Raw genomic sequence first — 19993 nt, forward strand, 5'->3', positions numbered from 1 at the left:
AATCCTTTGAGAAAATACAACGATATTAAAGCTTTAACATCTATAACACGGGTTTTAGAGATAATTACTTATTCAAACTGAATAATATTGTTTATACCAAGCGACAAATTTTTCAATACCGTCTTCGATACTGGTTTCAGGCTTGAAGCCAATATCATCTACTAGCTCGTCTATATCTGCATAAGTAATCGGCACGTCACCTGCTTGCATCGGTAATAGATTTTCCTGAGCTTTTTTGCCACAAGCGTCTTCGATGGCAGTGATAAAACGGCGTAAAGTTACTGGTTGGTTATTGCCTATATTATAAATTTTATAAGGGGCGGTCGCTGTAGTGATAGTAGAGTATTGAGGAGAAGGAGCCTTATCCATTATTCGAATGATACCTTTTACAATATCATCAATATAGGTAAAGTCGCGCTGCATATCACCATTATTAAAGACATTGATTGGCTCACCAGCTAGAATTTTTTTGGTAAAAGAAAAATACGCCATATCAGGTCGACCATAAGGACCATAAACTGTAAAGAACCTTAATCCTGTCGTAGGGATATTGTATAAATGACTGTAGCTATGTGCCATGAGCTCATTCGATTTTTTGGTAGCGGCATATAGGCTGATAGGAAAGTCAACACAATCAGCAGTCGTAAATGGCTGTTTGATATTCATACCATAGACAGAGCTAGAGCTGGCATAGATTAAATGCTTGATATCGTGGTGACGGCAGCCCTCAAGTATATTAACAAAGCCAACCACGTTTGAATCAATATAGGCGTTCGGGTTTTCGATAGAGTAGCGTACGCCCGCTTGGGCACCCAAATTAATAACCGTATCAAACTGATAATCAGAGAAAAAGTTTGACATAGCATCGCGATCAGCAAGATCTAACTTAATGAACATAAAGTTTTCTGGTGTTGATATTTCACTTAATATCTTCAAGCGCTCTTCTTTCAAACCCACATCGTAATAGTCGTTGATATTGTCAATACCAACGATAAAATGGTCTTTACCAGATAAGTCTGTTTCCAATAGTGCTTTGATCAAATGAAAACCAATAAAGCCTGCAGCACCCGTGACTAAAACTTTCATCAGTCGCTCCCGAATAGGTCTCTTGTAAATACTTTATCAGAGACATCTTGTATGTCAGCAGATAGGCGGTTTGCCACGATGATATCACTCATCGATTTGAATGCTTCTAAATCTTGAATAACTCGCGAATTAAAAAATTCACTCTCTTGCAGTGCAGGCTCATAAACAACGACTTCGATACCTTTTGCCTTGATGCGCTTCATAATACCTTGTATCGCAGAAGCTCTAAAATTGTCTGATCCACTTTTCATTACCAGTCGATGTATGCCCACGATTTTTGGCCGTTTTTCGATAATTTTATCAGCAATAAAGTCTTTGCGAGTTCTATTAGAATCGACAATAGCCTTTATAAGATTGCTTGGCACCTCATCATAATTTGCCAATAGCTGCTTAGTATCTTTGGGTAGGCAGTAGCCGCCATAGCCAAATGACGGATTGTTATAATGGTTACCTATACGTGGGTCTAAGCCAATACCTTCTATGATTTGTTTGGTGTCAAGCCCAAAGGTTTGTGCGTAAGTATCGAGCTCATTGAAATAGGCCACGCGCATGGCTAGGTAGGTATTAGAAAATAATTTAATGGCTTCAGCTTCAGTTGATTCTACAAATAGTAGCGGTACTTCTTTTTTGATAGCGCCTTCAAGCAATAACTCAGCAAACTGCTGTGCCTGTTCAGACTGTGCGCCCACAATAATTCGAGAAGGGTAAAGATTGTCGTGTAGTGCTTTGCCTTCTCGTAAAAACTCAGGCGAAAAAATAATGCGATCCGTTTCATATCGCTCTCTGATACTAGCGGTATAGCCAACGGGCACTGTAGATTTTATAATAATAGTCGCTTGCTGATTGACTAGAAGTACTTGCTCAATCACTGCTTCTACTGTTGATGTATTGAAATAATTGGTTTTGGTATCATAATCGGTCGGCGTTGCGACGATGATGAAATCAGCCCCTTCATAGGCTGTCGCAGCATCAAGTGTCGCAGAAAAGTTGAGATTTTTATGCGATAGAAAGTCTTCAATATCTTCATCTTCAATTGGAGATTGTTTTGCATTTAATAGGTCTATTTTTTCAGAAACAATATCGACAGCGACGACTTCATTGTGCTGTGCCAATAGCATTGCATTTGATAAGCCTACATAGCCTGTACCTACTACTGCTATTTTCATAATATATCCAAAGTTGTCTTTTGTTTATTATTTTAAGTTTATTGCTATTTATTGCCATTTAACAATAATGACGATGGTAAATAAGCTGAGAATTTTTGCACCATAGCAGTGGTAATTTTTTGATAGGAGTTTGATTCAAGTAAATCCAGACTTTGTATGCACCCATATTGAATAGATTCTTTGTGCAAATCGGTTATAAATTCCTCGACACCCTTTTCATTTTTTAGATAATTGATAGACGTATCGGGTTTCAACTCGGCTTGGCCTTTTTGGATTTTTAAATGATTCATCAGTGTTATGGGGTTTACTTGCGCAACATTCCTGAATTTGTACTTTATTTGCTCTGTCAATAATTGAGGATTATCCAACAAATGGGCTTTTAAAATATTTTTATCGACAATATGAGGATAGTGATGAATCTCAAAAAATTTATCCATATCAAGTATTTTAGCACTTAACATTTGCGCTATCGTGTGCCTCGGTTGTATCGGTGTTCCAAACAGTTTGAAGCGAGATTTTCGAAAATTAAGCTTGGCATTTAATGCAGCACTTTTACGCCACTGTCCATGAATGATAATTTTTTCACCGTCCAAAAAGTCATTGATCCTCACGGGCTGATTAAAAAAGAAATCGTCATTCATATAGATGAAATAGTCAGACAGTCCCTTAATATTCCATATCATCGTCTCAATCGATCGGGTATTGAAAGTGGGTAAAAACTGCTCGTAACCAACGAACATCTCTTTATGATCCACAATACGTATTTTATCTGCTGAACAGATATTTTGCTTGGCAAAATCATCGATGAATGCTGGTCGTTGTTGGTCGGTGACAATATATATATGACGACAAAAAGGCACGTATTTAATGATAGACGCTATATTATAGTATATCTCGTCGTCACTAGCGAAACGCGTGGCCGTTATCGCATCTGAAGCGACTGCTTTGCCTGATTTATAACCTTCTCTTTTTTGTTTGAGCATGGGATCTGCACCATCCACCCAGGCGATGACAACATCTAATGTTTTCTCGTCAGGTTGCTTCATGACTGATCCTATTTTTTGTAAACATGTTCTATCAACACGCTGATGTTTGTATTAGCTACATCAATCCAGCGATGATATTTGTTGATATGAGTATTGACAAGGTTTAGTGGGTTTATACAATAAAAATTGATGATTATTTTGCTATGCTATGGTTTGTTATGCTATGGGAAGTCAGGCAAGCCATGACTATCCTTCAAGCAATAAAAGTAAAGATCTAAAGGTAGATGAGACTAGCATATAAAGTCAGAACGCTGCAATAATTATGACTATTGATACACTCATTTGGCTGATCCTTCCTACTTATACCTCAACAAAATTGTGAGCTGAGACCCTGATGCCACCTATTATTCTATTAATACTAAAGGCGCTGGAAGGTCGCGGTGCTGAGCGCATGGTCACGACTTTGGCACGTGCTTATGCTGATTTAAATTATAACGTTCATGTGCTTTGTCTCGAATATACTCAAGATATGCCATTAGATTCACGTGTTCAACATCATGTAGTGCCATATGACGAGGTGTTTTCTGAGCAAAATATCGAGCCAAAATCTAACCAAGCACAGGTCTATGAAGCAGTCGCTAGGCGTATCGATGATTATGTATTGAGTCAAATAGGAACACCGGATCTGATATTGGCTAACATCTATAAAATAAACTGGATCATGGCATATAGTCGATTACCAAATATCGTAAATGTACTACATACGGCGCTATCTAAGCAGTTTCAGAATCCATTATTAGATGCGCCGGTACAGACTATAAATCATCTAAAAATGGTCTATGGCGCCCATCCGTGTAGCTGTGTCAGCGATGGGGCGCGTCAGGATTTATTGGCATTGATAGGCAATGTGAATAAGACGACGACCATCTATAATCCTTGCGCTGTCGATGACATACAAAAAGCCGCCAAGCAATCGTTAGCGCTCAGCCAATTCGGTATAACCTATAAAGGCTATATGATTCAAGTTGCCTCGTTCGATAGCATGAAAGGTCATCACGACTTACTGCATGCCTATGCCAAAACAGCACGGCGCTATCCTTTGGTGTTGGTGGGTAAGGGGAGGCTGGAGAGTGAGATTAAACAGTTAGCTACGGCGCTTGGCATTGGCGATTGTGTGAAGTTTCTTGGATTTCAAGCCAATCCTTACCCATTGATTGCCTCAGCGGCTTTGCTGATAATGAGCTCTAAATTTGAGGGTTTTGGTTATACCATCGTTGAGGCGCAAGCGTTAGACGTACCTGTAATAAGTACTGATTGCCCGTTTGGTCCAAGGGAGCTGTTACCCGCTAAGAGCTTAGTGCCAGTAGATGACATTGATGGGTTGGCTATACTCATCGATCAGGCAATAGACGATCCAACACACTATATAGTACCGCTCAATCAGCAACTACTGCCGAATCACATCGCCCAGCAATACTTAGCGTTTGGTTCGGTGTTGAATTCATGAGGTAATAAGTATTAGAGATCATCGAATAGTGTTTTGGAGACAGGGGAGTGATTAATGACAGAGACACCATGCGACTTATAAGTTCTACTTAGCAAGTTAAACGAAGGTACAATGCGCTCGCTCATGACCTTACTAAGCATACTTGGGGCGCTGTTGTTCTTGTTTTCGTAGAAGCGTGGCTGCTCACTGTTGAGCAAATCGATGCCGTATAAGTGGATAGTAGCCGCATGACGTGAGAAAGCCAACTGCGTGGCCACATAAGCGACAGTTCCTGCCTCTACAAAGCCATGCGTAATATTTAGAGATACGCCGATATTAACTGCTTTATAACTGCCATCAATAATAAAATCTGGATGGTTGATAAAGTATGATAACGGCATTTTCTTATTTAGTAGCTTTTTCTTAAAAATCAGCTTACTAAACGATAGCTTATTTGATTTGACGCCCCATGGTCTGTCTACTGGATACAACACACGCATGACGTGATGGTAAGTCCGCATGATATTGGGAAGGGCTGTTGCCATCGCTTCAAACACAGCTAGCGTTGCATACAGAGGTTGACCAGTATAATACTGCTGTAAAATCTCAGGTTGATGGTGGATAAAGCGCGCATCGCTAATGACATAGCCGACGATATCGGTGAAGCAATATTTCTCAGTTAGACTGATACTACCATTGACAAAGATAGTAGGCGTGTCCAATAGCTCTAATAATGGTAGTTGTTGTATAGAGGGGCCTGAGGCGATAATGTTAACGTTTTTCTTGTGCAGGCTTTGCTCTGGCTCATTGGCATTAAAAGCATCGATAACGATAAGCTCATTATCAATATTAAACCTAGCCGTAGCAGGTAACCTCAAGTATAGCGCCATACTATTTCCTAGTAGTTGACTTCTTCCCAGTAGTTGATTTCAAATATCGTCGTGATGCATTGCCTTTAAATGATTTGGACTGTCTTTGAACCATTCAAATATTGTTATTATTTAAACGATCATTGCCAGTGATTTTTTAACCATGGGCTTGGTTTTACATGTCGATACCATTTACCGCCGCCGCCAGCAATGGCGTCTGGTGGATTGATCTCACCATGAAAAATAACGATTTTTGCATCATCAGGCAAAGTAGGTTTACGCACTAGGTTAAAGGGAATGGGCGCGATACATTGGTATTTGAAGCTAACGCACCATGTCTTATCCCAATACTCTAAGTGGTGATATTCATGCAAATAGTTGGATAGATAGGCTTGCTCGTGACGAACTTGGGTACGAATGGTCTCAAAGTTACGTTCAAAGTTTGCCAGCAAGTCGGGATAGGTATTCATACCAATATTAAAGCGATAGACCGAGCTGTTACCAATCATCCGCCATGGTTTTTTCCAGTCACGGATAATGACGACGCTATCATTATATTTGGCTTTGTAAGTAAAAAAACTATCAATATTATCAACGATAACGATATCGATATCTAAAAATAGCGCGACCCCTTTTAGATCATATAAATTTGGCTTAAAGGTCGTCAGTTTTTTCCAGCCACGTTCAGGACCATCTGGTAAATCCATTTCAGGTATAGGGTAACAGGCAATAGCAGTGTCGATACCTGTACTATCATCGGTTAGGCAGATCATCTGAAAATCTAATGTTAAATGGCGATTGACCATGTTATACAGACGATTGACGTATTCAGGGCCGTACTTATCGCCCCATTTCATACAAATAATATACCGTTGTCCAGCACGCATGGTGTCTTTTTGCGGGCGATTTGTCGATAAATTTTCGGCTACGTCAGTTACCATAGTGCACTCGTATTGATGTGAATGAAAAAATGTTACTCTCAAAAGCAAAAGGCATAAAAGTATGAGTCAATGTTAGCACAGCTATCATTGACGATATGTTTAAACGTTCAAAAATTTGTATGGTTATTACTGCTGATTCTCGTTTAGTACGTTTTTGTGATTAGCGTCACTATCAGGAGGTAATGATTTGGTCGCTAACGAGGCAGCAGACAAAGATAAATGATCTCGATTGGCACGAATGAAATCTGCCAATACTGTTTCATTAGCACGGTAGGGATTGCCTAAAGTTGGGATGCGTTTAAAACGTCGATAGCCCCACATATAGTGGCTACAGTTATCTTTAATCATGTGCTCCATAGACTGATTGAGCGCATGAGCTGCTGTTTCGGTATTACGGTCATATAAGGCCGGACTATCGAGTTTATAACAATAAATATCAAAACCACGACCATCGTCACGGCGAATACAAGATAAGCCGACCAACGCACATTTGGTCTTGCTAGCGAGTTTGGAGGCGAGAGTACTGGTTAACGTTTTAACACCAAAGAACGGTACGACAACACCGCCTGAAGGGTCAGGAACATGATCGGGCAATACAATGCTAAAGCCCCCTTGTTTGAGGGTTTTGAATATGGCTTTGACGCCGCTACCATCAGTGGGTACTAGCGTTGCATTGAGGCGTGATCGACCTTGCAGTATAAAGTCATCAGTCATATTGCCCTTAACGGGCTTGTACATGATGGTTGGTGAGCCAAATTGATTGAGCCAAGCATTCATCATCTCCCACGTACCCAAATGCGGTACGATGGCGAGCATACCATTCGGGCTAGCCAGTCCTTCTAAAAGAATGTCTTTGTTATGCACATCTTGTATTTGAGCGATACTCCACTCAGGTGGCATTGCCCAGCTCTTGATAGACTCAATACTGGTCATACATTGGTGGTAAATAATATCTTTGACTAAGGATCGTTTTTCATTGTCTGGTAACTCGTGGCGGGTCAGTGCTATATTAATATTGACGGTACGCATGATACTCAGACTGGGTATTTTTATAATCACCCACGCAACAAAACGTGCCAGTATCTGCAATACAGATAATGGCACGAATTTGAAAATATGATACGGATTCATGACCATTCGCATGGTGATGAATCATGTAACAAACAATGTAAAACAGATCTGAGCATCATGAGACCAATTATTGAGCAGGTTATTTGGCATCAGCCTGAGCTTTTTCGCGCACACGAATACCAAGATCACGTAACTGCTTGCTATCAACTTCAGCAGGGGCTTGGGTTAATGGGCACTCAGCAGTTTTAGTTTTTGGGAAGGCAATCACGTCACGAATAGACTCAGCGCCTACCATGAGCATAATTAAGCGATCCAAACCGAAGGCTAAACCGCCATGCGGTGGCGCACCAAATTTCAATGCATCAAGTAAGAAACCAAACTTATCTTCAGCTTCTTGCTCGCCGATACCTAAAGCTTCAAGTACGGCTTGCTGCATATCAAAGGTATTGATACGTAAGCTACCACCACCAACTTCAGTACCGTTTAATACCATATCATATGCGATAGATAGGGCCGATTCTGGGTTGTTTTTCAACTCTTCAACTGAGCCTTTAGGCTTGGTGAAAGGATGATGCATTGACGTCCAACGACCATCGTCAGTCTCTTCAAACATTGGGAAATCAGTGACCCAAAGTGGTGCCCATTCACAAGTCGTCATTTCAAGGTCTAGACCAATTTTTTGACGTAGAGCGCCGATTGCGTCATTGACGACACTGGCTTTATCCGCACCAAAAAAGATAATATCGCCGTCTTCTGCACCAGTACGCTCAATCAAGCTTACCAATACATCATCGGTCATGTTTTTGATGATAGGAGATTGTAGACCAGATTCTTGGTCAACGCCATTGTTGACGCTGCTAGCATCATTGACTTTGATATAAGCCAAACCGCGTGCACCATAAATACCGACAAATTTGGTATAGGCATCGATTTGCTTACGGCTAATCGAAGCACCACCAGGGATACGTAGAGCAGCAACACGACCTTTAGGATCGTTAGCAGGACCTGCGAACACTTTGAAGTCAACATCTTTCATCAAATCTGCAACGTCGACCAGTTTTAGTGGAATACGTAAATCAGGTTTGTCTGAAGCATAGTCACGCATTGCTTCTGCGTAAGTCATGCGAGGGAACTGCTCAAACTCAACGTCCATCATAGTCTTGAACAAATGCTTGATCAGACCTTCATTGATGTTCATGATTTCTTCTTCATTTAAGAAAGAAGTCTCAATATCCACCTGAGTAAATTCAGGCTGACGATCGGCACGTAAATCTTCATCGCGGAAGCATTTAGCGATTTGATAATAACGGTCAAAACCTGACACCATTAACAGTTGCTTAAACAGCTGTGGCGACTGCGGTAATGCAAAGAAGTTACCTGGACGGGTACGTGAAGGCACAAGATAATCACGAGCACCTTCTGGCGTCGCACGAGTCAAAATAGGGGTTTCAACATCCAAGAAACCATGATCGTCTAAATAACGACGAATCGCTGAGGTCGCCTTGGCGCGGAAAACCATACGCTCTTGCATTTGCGGACGGCGCATATCAAGATAACGATATTTTAGACGCAAGTCTTCTGAAACTGTGGTTTTTTCATCATTCAATGGGAATGGCGGTGTTTCAGATTTCGCCAATACTTCAATTTCTTTAGCCAATAGCTCAATTTGACCACTGGTCATGCTATTGTTTTCAGTACCTTCGTAACGGCGACGTACACGGCCAGTAATTTTTAGCACATATTCAGGACGTACGGCATCAGCAATCGCAAAAGCTTCTGGGGTATCAGGGTCAATGACGACCTGCAAGATGCCCGCGCGGTCACGCATGTCTAAGAAAATTACGCCACCGTGATCGCGACGACGATGTACCCAGCCTACGATATTAATGGTTTGCTCAAGTAAGCTTTCGGTTACGGCTCCGCAATATTCGTCTCGGTATTCGCTATGCGTCATAATATAATTATCCAGTTGTCAGCCCAATTCGAAATACAATAATGCAGCCATTGTTGCACGATTCAAGCGATGCGCAAAAAAAAGCACAAACAACGCGATTAAGACAAATGGTCATCACGTTGGCTGCAGAAAATATGATATAAATGCATATTATGCCTAATCTGCCCTTGTTATACAACCAGCTGAGTCCAATCAAAACGCAGGAATGCTTCGGTATAGAGGGTATTTATCCCGTAACATCTGCATTGGGTTAAATATTGTCATTTTGCTTGAAAACATCAGCCACTGTGCACATATCAAGCTCACTTATAAAATCCTATTGATCCTATTAAAGTTATCTCAATAAAGTTATCTCAATAATGTAAGGAATACTGCTCATGCTTTTTCATCCTGCCAAAAATCCTGTTGAATTACGGGTTATTCATTTGAATAAAAACCAAGAACAACGCCGTGAAGACTTGATGGAAGCCACGCAAGGTAAAGCGGCTCTTAAGCAGTTCAGAAAAACGATGGCTAAAACAGCCAAACAGGCATTAAAAGCAAAAACCAAAAATAAGAAAAAAAATGCCGATGATAAGTCACAAGTTTTCGTTCTAGATTTTGATGGTGATATCAAAGCAACCGCAGTTAAGCATCTGCGCGAAGAAATCAGTACGTTAATCAGTGCGGCAAATAAAGGTGATGAGGTAGTGGTGCGCCTTGAATCCGGCGGTGGTTTGGTGCATGGTTATGGGTTAGCGGCAGCGCAATTGGTTCGCTTAAAAGACGCTGGTCTAAAGCTAACTGTCTGTGTCGATAAAGTTGCAGCGAGCGGTGGCTATATGATGGCGTGCGTCGCAGATAAGGTAGTGGCGGCACCATTTGCCATTATTGGCTCAATCGGTGTGGTATCACAATTGCCAAACTTCCATAAATGGCTAAAAAACCATGACGTCGATTATGAGATGTTTACTGCTGGTGATTACAAGCGCACAGTCACTGTCTTTGGCGAAAACGATGCTGAAGATCGTGCCAAATATCAAGAAGAACTGGAGCAAACGCACGAGCTATTCAAACACTTTGTGAATAACTATCGTCCAACACTGGATGTCGCAAAAGTGGCCACTGGAGAGCATTGGTATGGCGAAGATGCATTAAAACTTAACTTGATCGATAGCTTGCAAACCTCAGACAGCTATATTTTAGAGCGTATGGAAGACAATGAAGTATACGCACTGCATTCACGCCAAAAACCAACCCTCGCTGAAAAATTAGGATTGGCTCAAGCGGCAGAAGCGACTGTAAGCTTGGCAATTAATAAGCTGCCAGATGCGTTAGCACGTTTTGATTTTAATAGTCGTTTAAATATCTTAAAATAGCGTTAGATATCATTGTATTAATGGATATATAGTGTTTTAGGGTTTCAGTTCTTATCGATGCATTGTTTGTGTTTTGTAAAAGGCGTGTCCTAGCTGGTCGCGCCTTTTTGCTGTTTAATAATAATTGCTGTGTTATAAATGGTGCATACAGAAGACAGTATACGTACGTACACTATAAAGATTCCATCAACTTTTTAATCAAAGGTTGATGAAAATAATCAACAAAGAAAAGGATGTCACCTATGTCTGACAATACATTGATGTTTACGGCAACAGAACATGGTCAAGCCATGCACGCCAAAGTCAAAGCATTTATCGAAACCCAAATCGAGCCGATCGAAGCGCAGTTTTGGCAAGAATGCCATGCGCAAAATCCGGATGGCAACTGGAAAAACTGGCAGTGGCCAGAAAAGTACGAAAGCCTGCGTAAACAAGCACGTGAAGCGGGTTTGTGGAATCTATTCTTACCTGATGATACTTTAGGTGCTGGGCTTTCAGTAACCGATTACGCACCCATTGCAGAGTTGACCGGTCGCAGTTTACTTGCGCCTTATGTATTTAACTGTAATGCTCCTGATAGCGGCAATATGGAATTGTTGTGGCGCTATGGCTCGCAAGAGCAGCAAGACAAATGGATGATGCCGATTTTAGAGGGCAAAACCCGTTCGGTTTTTTGTATGACAGAACCTGATGTTGCTTCAAGCGATGCGACCAATATGCAAGCCACAGCCGTAGTTGACGGTGATGAGATTATCATCAATGGCAGCAAATGGTGGTCATCTGGTCTTGGCGATCCTGCGGTCGATGTGCTGATTGTGATGGCTTACACCCCTGATGAGAGCAAAGGTCGTCATCAGCAGCATTCTATGGTATTGGTGCCAGCGCAAACAGCGGGTGTCAACATCGAACGTATGCTCAAAGTATTTGGCGATTATGATGCACCGCATGGTCATGGCGAAGTCAGCTTTAATGATGTACGCGTGCCGGTCAGTCACTTTATCGGTGGACCGGGTATGGGCTTTGAGATTGCGCAGGGTCGTCTAGGGCCAGGTCGTATTCATCATTGCATGCGTTGTATTGGCGCTGCTGAAAAATCTCTAGAGCTGGCAGTTAAGCGTGGTATGTCGCGTACGGCCTTTGGCAAACCATTATTACAGTTGGGTGGCAATTTTGAGCGTATCGCTGAAGCGCGTATCAAGATTGACCAAGCACGTCTGCTGACTTTGTATGCCGCGCAAAAAATGGACGCGCAAGGTACAAAAGCCGCATTGACTGAAATTTCTGCTATTAAAGTGGTTGCGCCGACTGTGTTGCAAGAAGTGGTTGATATGGCGATTCAAATTCATGGTGGAATGGGCGTTTGCCAAGATACGATGCTGCCAAGCTTTTATGCGCAAGCACGTGTATTACGTTTAGCGGATGGCCCTGATGAAGTGCATAAAACCATGATCGCTAAGTTAGAGCTCAAGCGCCAAGGTTTTAGCCGTCCGTCTAAACCTGCCAAAGCATAATTGTGCTTGCTAACCAGCGTAGTCATCGGCTTCAATCGCCATTCGTTTAATAATAGGCCTGACGTAAAACCCAATGAAAAATTCACTATCAATATTTGATAGTGAATTTTTCATCACTCATATATGTTATAAAAATAAATGACCACATGATAAGGAATGTCTCATGGCAACTGATAACCATGCCAACAATACTGGCATGACAAACAGCGCAACTAATAATAAAGTACTTGATAAAGGCGGTGATGTCCGCGAGGGCGAAGAGCTCGACGCCCAAGCAGTCAGCAACTGGCTACGTGAGCAAGGTGTCGATATAAAAGGCGAGCCAACGGTCACGCAATTTTCAGGCGGCGCGTCAAACTGGACGTATCGTCTGCAATATGAGGGTGAAGGCGAGAGCCAAGATTTAATCTTGCGTCGTCCACCAAAAGGCACCAAAGCCAAGTCAGCGCACGATATGGTACGTGAATATACCGTACAAAAAGCATTAAAAGATGCTTATCCCTATGTACCCAAAATGATTGCCTTATGTACCGATGAAACTGTCATTGGTGCCGATTTTTATGTCATGGAGCGCATGGAAGGCATCATTCCTCGTGCCAATTTACCCAAAGGCATTGATTTAGACGAAGCGCAGACCCGTACATTATGTACCAATGTGATTGACGCTTTGGTTGAATTACATCAAGTGGATTATACCGAACATCCTGATTTGGTCACGCTGGGTCGTGGTGACGGTTATTGTGAGCGCCAAGTCACGGGCTGGGATAAACGTTATATCAAAGCAAAAACACCTAACGTACCAAGCTTTGCACTGGTACGACAATGGCTTGGTAAGCACACGCCTGCTGATAGCAAAACTTGCGTTATTCACAACGATTGGCGCTTTGATAATGTGATCTTGGCAGCTGATGACCCGACCAAAGTGATTGGTGTACTCGATTGGGAGATGGCAACTCTTGGCGATCCTTTGATGGATTTGGGCAGCGCCTTGGCTTACTGGATTGAAGCAGATGACAACATCGTCATGCAGCAGTCACGCCGTCAGCCAACACATTTGAAAGGCATGATGACACGTGATGAAGTGGTCGACTATTATCTTGAAAAAACGGGCTTAGAGATAGCCAACTGGACCTTTTATGAAGTGTTTGGTCTATTCCGTCTGGCGGGCATTGTCCAGCAAATTTACTATCGCTACTATAATAAACAAACGACCAATCCAGCCTTTAAGAATTTTTGGCTTATCGTCCATGTATTACACGCTAAATGTCTTAAGCTGATAGCGCAGTATGAAGGTGAGATGCTGTTCAATACTCATGTACAGCCGCATCTAAAAGACATGGGTGTCGACGCACAAACGATTGAACAGCTACCAAGCCCAGTACAAAAAGTAGTCAAAGGTATTTTACCAAAAGGCTATTTTGCTAAAAGTACGGATGCCTCTGACAATTAATTTTCTCAAAAGCAGCCATTTAGTGAATACAATCAAAAGGGATTATTTATGACAACCATACTTTTGGCACGTCATGGTCAAGCATCATTTGGACAAGAAAATTATGATCAGCTCTCAGAGCTAGGCAGTATTCAAGCACAAATGCTCGGTCAGCATTATGCGACGACTCAGCGCAGAATCGACGCTATTTTTAGTGGCAGCTTAGTACGGCAGCAAGACTCGGCGCGACATTTTTGGGAGAGCTACCAGTCCTCTATGGATAACGGCAACGAGGCACCCATTTTAGCCGCACTCGATATAAATGAGCCTGACAGCTACATCATTCCGCAGTTTGATGAGTTTAATCACAAAGATGTATTGGTCAAATCCAATCCTGCTTTTGCTAGTAAAGCAGCCATTGCGATTGAAATTGCAAAGGCAGATGTTCCAGCGACGCGTCTAGCTGAACTGTTCGATCGAGCGATGCAGCGCTGGCATGCGGGTGATGATGACCATGACTATCTTGAGAGTTGGTCACAGTTCAGCAGCCGTGCCCAACAAGCGGTTGAGCAAATACGTATGCAAGTGGCGAGCTTAAGCTTAGATCACCATAGTACAGTATTAGTCTTTACCTCAGGCGGCGTGATCGCTGCTATTACCGCGCAGCTATTGCAGCAAGGTAGCCAGACTGCTTATCAGCTCAATAAAAGCTTGGTCAATACAGGGGTGACGTCTATTACGCTAAAAGATCAGAGTACACGCCTAATGTCTCTTAATGAATATAGTCACTTGTTTGCTGACGGAAAACGCTTTGTCACTTGGCGATAGACGAGAAAACTGTTATTTTGGCGACATACAAGGCGCTGAATACATGACCGCGACTTAGTGGTTAGGGCGTGTTAAAGCTATTTCGTTATCGATATACAAAGGATTGTTTATGAAAAACCAATTAATGAGCTTAGTCACAAAAGGTACTAAGCAAAGTCAGCAGCAGGTATTGAGTGCGATTCAACCGCCACGCTATCTTAAAGGCTTAAATAAGCAGCAAGTAGGACGTGATAAAACCATTTTAATCACCGGTGCTAGTTCAGGCTTAGGCGAGGGCATGGCTCGACTGTTTGCCAAGCTTGGCTACAACCTCGCTATCTGTGCCCGTCGTACTGAGCGCTTAGAGAGCTTGAAGTCAGAGTTGATGGCAGCTTATCCCAATATTCGCGTTGAATATCGAGTATTAGACGTCAGTGACTACGATGCGGTTTTTGAGGTTTTCGATGCTTTTGCCGCTGACTTTGGTGGTATTGATCGTGTTGTGGTCAATGCTGGTGTCGGTGAGAGTCGCCGTATCGGTAAAGGGCGTTTTGAGACCAATCGCCGCACTGCTGAGATTAACTTTATTTCAGCGCTGGCACAGTGTGAAGCCGCCATGGGTATTTTTCGAGCACAGAATAGCGGTCATTTGGTGGTGATATCGAGTATGTCAGCGATGCGCGGTCTACCTAGGCATCTGACCACCTACGGTGCGACTAAAGCCGGGCTGGCTCATTTGGCAGAAGGCATTCGAGCTGATATGCTGTTGACCAAATTGCCGATTAACGTTTCTACTATTTATCCAGGCTATATTCGTACTGAAATCAACGAAAATGCCAAGCCGTTACCGTTTGAAGTAGACGTGGATACGGGTACCAAAGCAATGGTTGCTGCAATCGAAGCAGGAGTTCAAGAAGCTTGCGTGCCTAGCTTGCCTTGGTCTATGGTCAGTCATGCAATGAAACATTTACCATTACAAGTACTCAATAAACTGAGTTAACGGTGTTTAGATTGACATAAATTCAGATAATAAAAAGCCCTCTACATCATCTGTAAGGGGCTTTTTATTATGGAGTTATTACTGATGCATCCATTTAGCGATACATCAATAATAAACCTTATGATAAGGCTTTATCTTCATTATGAGAAGGTTTGTGGGTTGTCTAGCATATGCTGCTCACGTAACTTTTGACGCAGTACTTTACCCACATTACTCTTAGGCAGCTCACTCACAAACTCAATATGACGCGGACATTTATAGCCAGTCAAATTATCTAGCGCAAACTCTTTGATATCGCTTTTGCTAACATTATTGTCTACAGGAACGATATAAATTTTAACCGCTTCCCCTTGGTTTTCATCAGGAATACCAATCACTGCACAATCAATAATGCCATCACAATCAAGCATGACAGATTCAATTTCATTCGGAAAGACGTTAAAGCCTGAGACCAAAATCATGTCTTTTTTGCGATCTAATAAGGTAATGTAGCCTTTTTCATCCATGCTAATGATATCACCAGTACGGAAATAACCATCGCTAGTAAAGTCATCGCTGTTGTCTTTATTAAAGTAACCTGACGTGACATTTGGTCCTTTGATGCACATCTCACCCGCTTGATGTAGACCTAAACGTTCACCGTTGTCGTCCACAACGATGATGTCGACGCTAGGGACTGGTATGCCGATCGTACCGTTGAATTTACGGTCAGTGATGACGTTGGCAGTACCTGCAGCGACACCTTCGGTCATGCCCCAACCTTCAACCATTGGACAGCCAGTCACTTCTAACCAGCGTTTTGCCGTTTGCTCGGTAGCAGCCATACCACCAGCTTGCGAAATACGCAACGAGCTAAAATTGAGATCTTTGAAGTTTGGTTGATCGAGCAGGCCTTTAAATAGTGTATTAACCGCAGGAAAAATATGGAAGGGTTGTTTTGACAGTGTTTTGACAAAGCCTGGCATATCACGCGGATTTGGTACTAAAATAAAGGTATATCCTGAACGCATACCCAATAGGCTAAGCATAAAAGCAAAAATATGATAGAGCGGCAGGGCCATAACCATATTGATATAAACTTCATTGATTTCTGAGGTCACAGGGCGATACCACGCCTCTGACTGTAGTGCTGCTGCTACTACGTTACGCTGCGACAGCACCGCGCCTTTAGACAGTCCTGTGGTACCACCAGTGTACTGTAAAATAGCCTTTTGCTCTAAAGAGGTCTTTTGTGCTTGAAACGGTAAGTTTCTGCCTTTTTTGAGAACGTCAGGGAATTTGGTTACCTCGTGCTTAGGATCGTCAAGCTTGTACTTGGGTACAAGGCGTTTTACTTGACGAATAACCGTATTGACCAAGATACCTTTAAGACCCATCATATCGCCCATTTTTGAGAGGACAATACGTTTGATGGCTGTCTCATCGATGACTTGCTCAAGTGCTTGGGCAAAGTTATCGACCACAAATATAATCTGAGCGCCCGAATCATTCAGTTGATGACGCAGCTCACGACCAGTGTAAAGGGGATTGATAGGTGTGCAAATATAACCTGCGCGCAAAATACCAATCATCGTTGGCAAGTACTGCGGCACGTTCGGCATCATGAGGGCGACCACACTGCCTTTTGGAATACCTTGGGCTTGCAACCATGCAGCAACCGCTAGTGAGGCTTTATCAACGTCTCCATAAGTGTGTGTCACACCCATGCAGATAGACATTGGATGCAGACGGAAGCGATCAAAGCATTCCTCATAGAGTTCTATCAGGTTTTCGTACTGATCAGGATCGATTGTCTTGGGTACGCTTGCAGGATATTGAGCAAGCCAAGGTTTATTCACGGTCATATTTAGCGTCCTTAAATATTAATATAAGTTAAGGTCTTATAAGAAAGTAGTCACATCCCTGTCAACAACATAAATCATTGCATGGTAAGCAATGCAGTGCTGAGTGCTATCCTAACTATTAACTGACTGCTAACATACGGTGGCCTTTATACAGTTTTGTCCAATCACAAAGAATGATCTGCCTTGTAGATTAAACGGTAAATAAGTACATTTGATGATTAAAATGTCACTTAAAAAATATCGTCATGCCTCAATAACCCTTGTAAGTCACTTTCAATAAAAACCTTATCAATTAAAACTTTAGAACATTGACTGACATATTTTGGCAACACACTAACACAACTACAACTGAATTCGATATTATGATAAGCGTACTTCACAGTCCATATATAAATTTGATAAATGAAGTCATATGTGTTGTAAATCGAAAAGGATGAGTGGTAGATAAGTTGGGATAAGCTGTTCTATATCACAGAAAAAATAACTAAGTCTTATTCCTTTATGTCCTGTGCCCTTCTAGACGGCAGCGTTCAAGGAGCTTGCTTTGAAGTTACTGTTACAATCTGTTGATGTTTTTTCCGAACAGAATCATATCTTAGTGGTCAGGATAATTTGCTCATTAGAAAAAGTAAGAGGTGCAGCAGACTCTAAGCTTAGGGCTTGTCCTCATTTTGAATAGCTGAGTAAAAAAAGCGCTTCACAATTTATGTGAAGCGCTTTTTATGTCTAAATTTATGTGACTGCTATATGTAAATCTATTCAGCTTGTTTATGACTGAGGATGATCTGCATCATGCCTTTCACGCAATTTTTGACGCAATACTTTACCGACGTTACTCTTTGGTAGTTCGCTGACAAATTCGATATGACGTGGACATTTATAGCCGGTCAAATTATCCAGTGCAAACTCTTTGATGACACTTTTGGTGACGTTGTTATCCTCTGGCACGATATAAATTTTAACCGCTTCGCCCTGATGTTCGTCAGGAATACCAATGACTGCACAATCAATAATACCGTCACACTCGAGCATCACAGACTCAATCTCATTCGGATATACGTTAAAGCCTGAGACCAAAATCATATCCTTTTTACGATCTAATAAGGTGATATAGCCTTTTTCATCCATGCTGACGATATCACCAGTACGGAAATAACCATCGCTAGTAAAGTCATCACTACTGTCTCTGTTGAGATAACCTGATGTTGTGTTAGGACCTTTGACACACATCTCGCCAGCTTGGTTCAGACCCACACGATTGCCATCGTCATCGATCATAATGACATCGACACTCGGAAGTGGTAAGCCGATAGTGCCGTTAAAATTGCGGTCAGTTACTAAGTTGTTAGTACCTACTGCCACACCTTCAGTCATACCCCAGCCTTCAATCATTGGACAACCCGTGACCTCCAACCAGCGTGCGGCTGTTTGCGGAGTGGCTGCCATACCACCTGCCTGTGAGAGGTGCAGGGTGCTAAAATCTAAATTTTTAAAGTTTGGATTATCAAGCAATCCTTTAAATAAAGTATTAACGGCAGGGAATATATGGAACGGCTGTTTTGATAAGGTTTTGATAAAACCTGGTATATCTCGCGGGTTAGGTATCAAGATAAAAGTGTGGCCCGAGCGCATGCCTAACATACTAAGCATAGAGGCAAAAATATGATATAGCGGTAAAGCCATAACCAGATTGATGTATACCTCGTTAATTTCTGAGGTAATAGGGCGGAACCACGCTTCAGACTGCATAGCAGCGGCTACAATATTACGCTGAGTTAAAATGGTTCCTTTAGACAGACCCGTTGTACCACCGGTATATTGTAAAAAGGCCGTTTTATCCAAAGACAGTTTCGGCTTTTGGAATGGCAGGTTTCTACCTTTTTTAAGGACGTCAGGAAACTTGGTTATCTCATGCTTAGGATCATCAAGCTTGTATTTGGGTACGAGACGTTTTACCTGACGAATGATGGTATTCACTAAGATACCTTTTAAACCCATCATATCGCCCATTTTTGAGAGGACAATACGCTTAATATTGGTCTCGTCGATGACTTGCTCAAGCGCTTGGGCAAAGTTATCAACCACAAAAATAACCTTAGCGCCTGAGTCATTTAATTGGTGGCGCAGCTCACGACCCGTATAAAGGGGATTGACAGGCGTACAGGCGTAACCAGCACGCAAGATACCAATCATCGTCGGCAAATATTGCGGGACGTTTGGCATCATCAGTGCAACCACCGTGCCTTGAGGTAAGTCCTGAGCTTGTAACCATGCAGCAACGGCTAGTGACGCCTTGTCAATGTCATCATACGTATGAGTAACGCCCATACAGATACTCATTGGATGCATGCGGAAGCGATCAAAGCATTCTTCGTATAGCTCTACTATGCTGTTATATTTATCTGGGTCGATCGACTTCGGTACGCCTGCCGGATATTGGGCAAGCCAAGGTTTATTTAACGTCATAGTCAGCGTCCTTGCGAGT

General features: G+C 42.2%; 15 protein-coding genes. 6 read left to right on the forward strand and 9 right to left on the reverse strand.

Annotation, left to right across the window (positions count from 1 at the left end):
• Positions 1-72 precede the first annotated feature (72 nt).
• The 3 genes from JMY08_RS00320 to JMY08_RS00330 are packed head-to-tail and all read right to left on the reverse strand — an operon-like array spanning position 73 to position 3298.
• Positions 73-1086, reverse strand: coding sequence for an NAD-dependent epimerase (locus JMY08_RS00320; protein ID WP_201588415.1), 1014 nt, complete (start codon positions 1084-1086; stop codon positions 73-75).
• A complete protein-coding gene (locus JMY08_RS00325) occupies positions 1086-2252 on the reverse strand; it encodes a nucleotide sugar dehydrogenase (RefSeq protein WP_201588416.1) in 1167 nt (388 codons plus the stop codon). The genes JMY08_RS00320 and JMY08_RS00325 overlap by 1 nt, the downstream gene beginning before the upstream one ends.
• Before the next feature lie 44 nt (positions 2253-2296).
• Entirely contained in the window at positions 2297-3298 is a 1002-nt protein-coding gene (locus JMY08_RS00330; RefSeq protein ID WP_201588417.1) for a capsular polysaccharide biosynthesis protein, read from the reverse strand.
• Between the two features lie 334 nt (positions 3299-3632).
• Here JMY08_RS00330 and JMY08_RS00335 point away from each other — a divergent pair, with 334 nt between their 5' ends.
• Positions 3633-4745: a glycosyltransferase gene (locus JMY08_RS00335; RefSeq protein WP_201588418.1), complete on the forward strand. Its 1113-nt coding sequence runs from the start codon at positions 3633-3635 to the stop codon at positions 4743-4745.
• Positions 4746-4756: 11 nt separating this feature from the next.
• Here the strand turns inward: JMY08_RS00335 and JMY08_RS00340 are convergent, their stop codons facing one another.
• From JMY08_RS00340 to aspS, 4 genes are all read right to left on the reverse strand, one after another.
• Complete coding sequence (locus tag JMY08_RS00340; protein ID WP_201588419.1) at positions 4757-5614, reverse strand: hypothetical protein; 858 nt, start codon at positions 5612-5614, stop codon at positions 4757-4759.
• Between the two features lie 119 nt (positions 5615-5733).
• On the reverse strand, positions 5734-6480 hold the full coding sequence (locus JMY08_RS00345; RefSeq protein ID WP_194620402.1) for a glycosyltransferase: 747 nt from the start codon (positions 6478-6480) through the stop codon (positions 5734-5736).
• 180 nt (positions 6481-6660) lie between these two features.
• Positions 6661-7665 carry a lysophospholipid acyltransferase family protein gene (locus JMY08_RS00350; protein ID WP_227679540.1) on the reverse strand — a complete coding sequence of 335 codons (1005 nt, stop codon included), beginning with the start codon at positions 7663-7665 and terminating at the stop codon, positions 6661-6663.
• 79 nt (positions 7666-7744) lie between these two features.
• On the reverse strand, positions 7745-9559 hold the full coding sequence (gene aspS, locus JMY08_RS00355) for an aspartate--tRNA ligase (RefSeq protein ID WP_194619804.1): 1815 nt from the start codon (positions 9557-9559) through the stop codon (positions 7745-7747).
• Positions 9560-9936: 377 nt separating this feature from the next.
• Between aspS and sohB the strand changes: the two genes are divergently transcribed.
• The 5 genes from sohB to JMY08_RS00380 all read left to right on the forward strand — a co-directional run bounded on the left by sohB (position 9937) and on the right by JMY08_RS00380 (position 15664).
• The gene (gene sohB, locus JMY08_RS00360; protein WP_194619802.1) at positions 9937-10917 is read left to right on the forward strand and encodes a protease SohB; all 981 of its coding nucleotides are present in this window, start codon (positions 9937-9939) and stop codon (positions 10915-10917) included.
• A 260-nt stretch (positions 10918-11177) separates the two neighbouring features.
• Positions 11178-12428: an acyl-CoA dehydrogenase family protein gene (locus tag JMY08_RS00365; protein ID WP_227679554.1), complete on the forward strand. Its 1251-nt coding sequence runs from the start codon at positions 11178-11180 to the stop codon at positions 12426-12428.
• Between the two features lie 163 nt (positions 12429-12591).
• Positions 12592-13878, forward strand: a complete 1287-nt coding sequence (locus JMY08_RS00370) for a phosphotransferase family protein (RefSeq protein ID WP_201588422.1) — start codon at positions 12592-12594, stop codon at positions 13876-13878.
• Between the two features lie 48 nt (positions 13879-13926).
• Entirely contained in the window at positions 13927-14685 is a 759-nt protein-coding gene (locus JMY08_RS00375) for a histidine phosphatase family protein (protein ID WP_201588423.1), read from the forward strand.
• 109 nt (positions 14686-14794) lie between these two features.
• A complete protein-coding gene (locus JMY08_RS00380; protein ID WP_227679541.1) occupies positions 14795-15664 on the forward strand; it encodes an SDR family oxidoreductase in 870 nt (289 codons plus the stop codon).
• 140 nt (positions 15665-15804) lie between these two features.
• On the opposite strand, the gene JMY08_RS00385 is transcribed toward JMY08_RS00380, so the two are convergent.
• Positions 15805-17508: an AMP-binding protein gene (locus tag JMY08_RS00385; protein WP_201588424.1), complete on the reverse strand. Its 1704-nt coding sequence runs from the start codon at positions 17506-17508 to the stop codon at positions 15805-15807.
• A gap of 768 nt (positions 17509-18276) precedes the next feature.
• Positions 18277-19974 carry an AMP-binding protein gene (locus JMY08_RS00390; RefSeq protein WP_189585026.1) on the reverse strand — a complete coding sequence of 566 codons (1698 nt, stop codon included), beginning with the start codon at positions 19972-19974 and terminating at the stop codon, positions 18277-18279.
• Between the last annotated feature and the right edge of the window lie 19 nt (positions 19975-19993).

Origin of the sequence: Psychrobacter sp. Pi2-51 (genome assembly GCF_904846665.1) — a bacterium.
Taxonomy (GTDB): domain Bacteria; phylum Pseudomonadota; class Gammaproteobacteria; order Pseudomonadales; family Moraxellaceae; genus Psychrobacter; species Psychrobacter glaciei.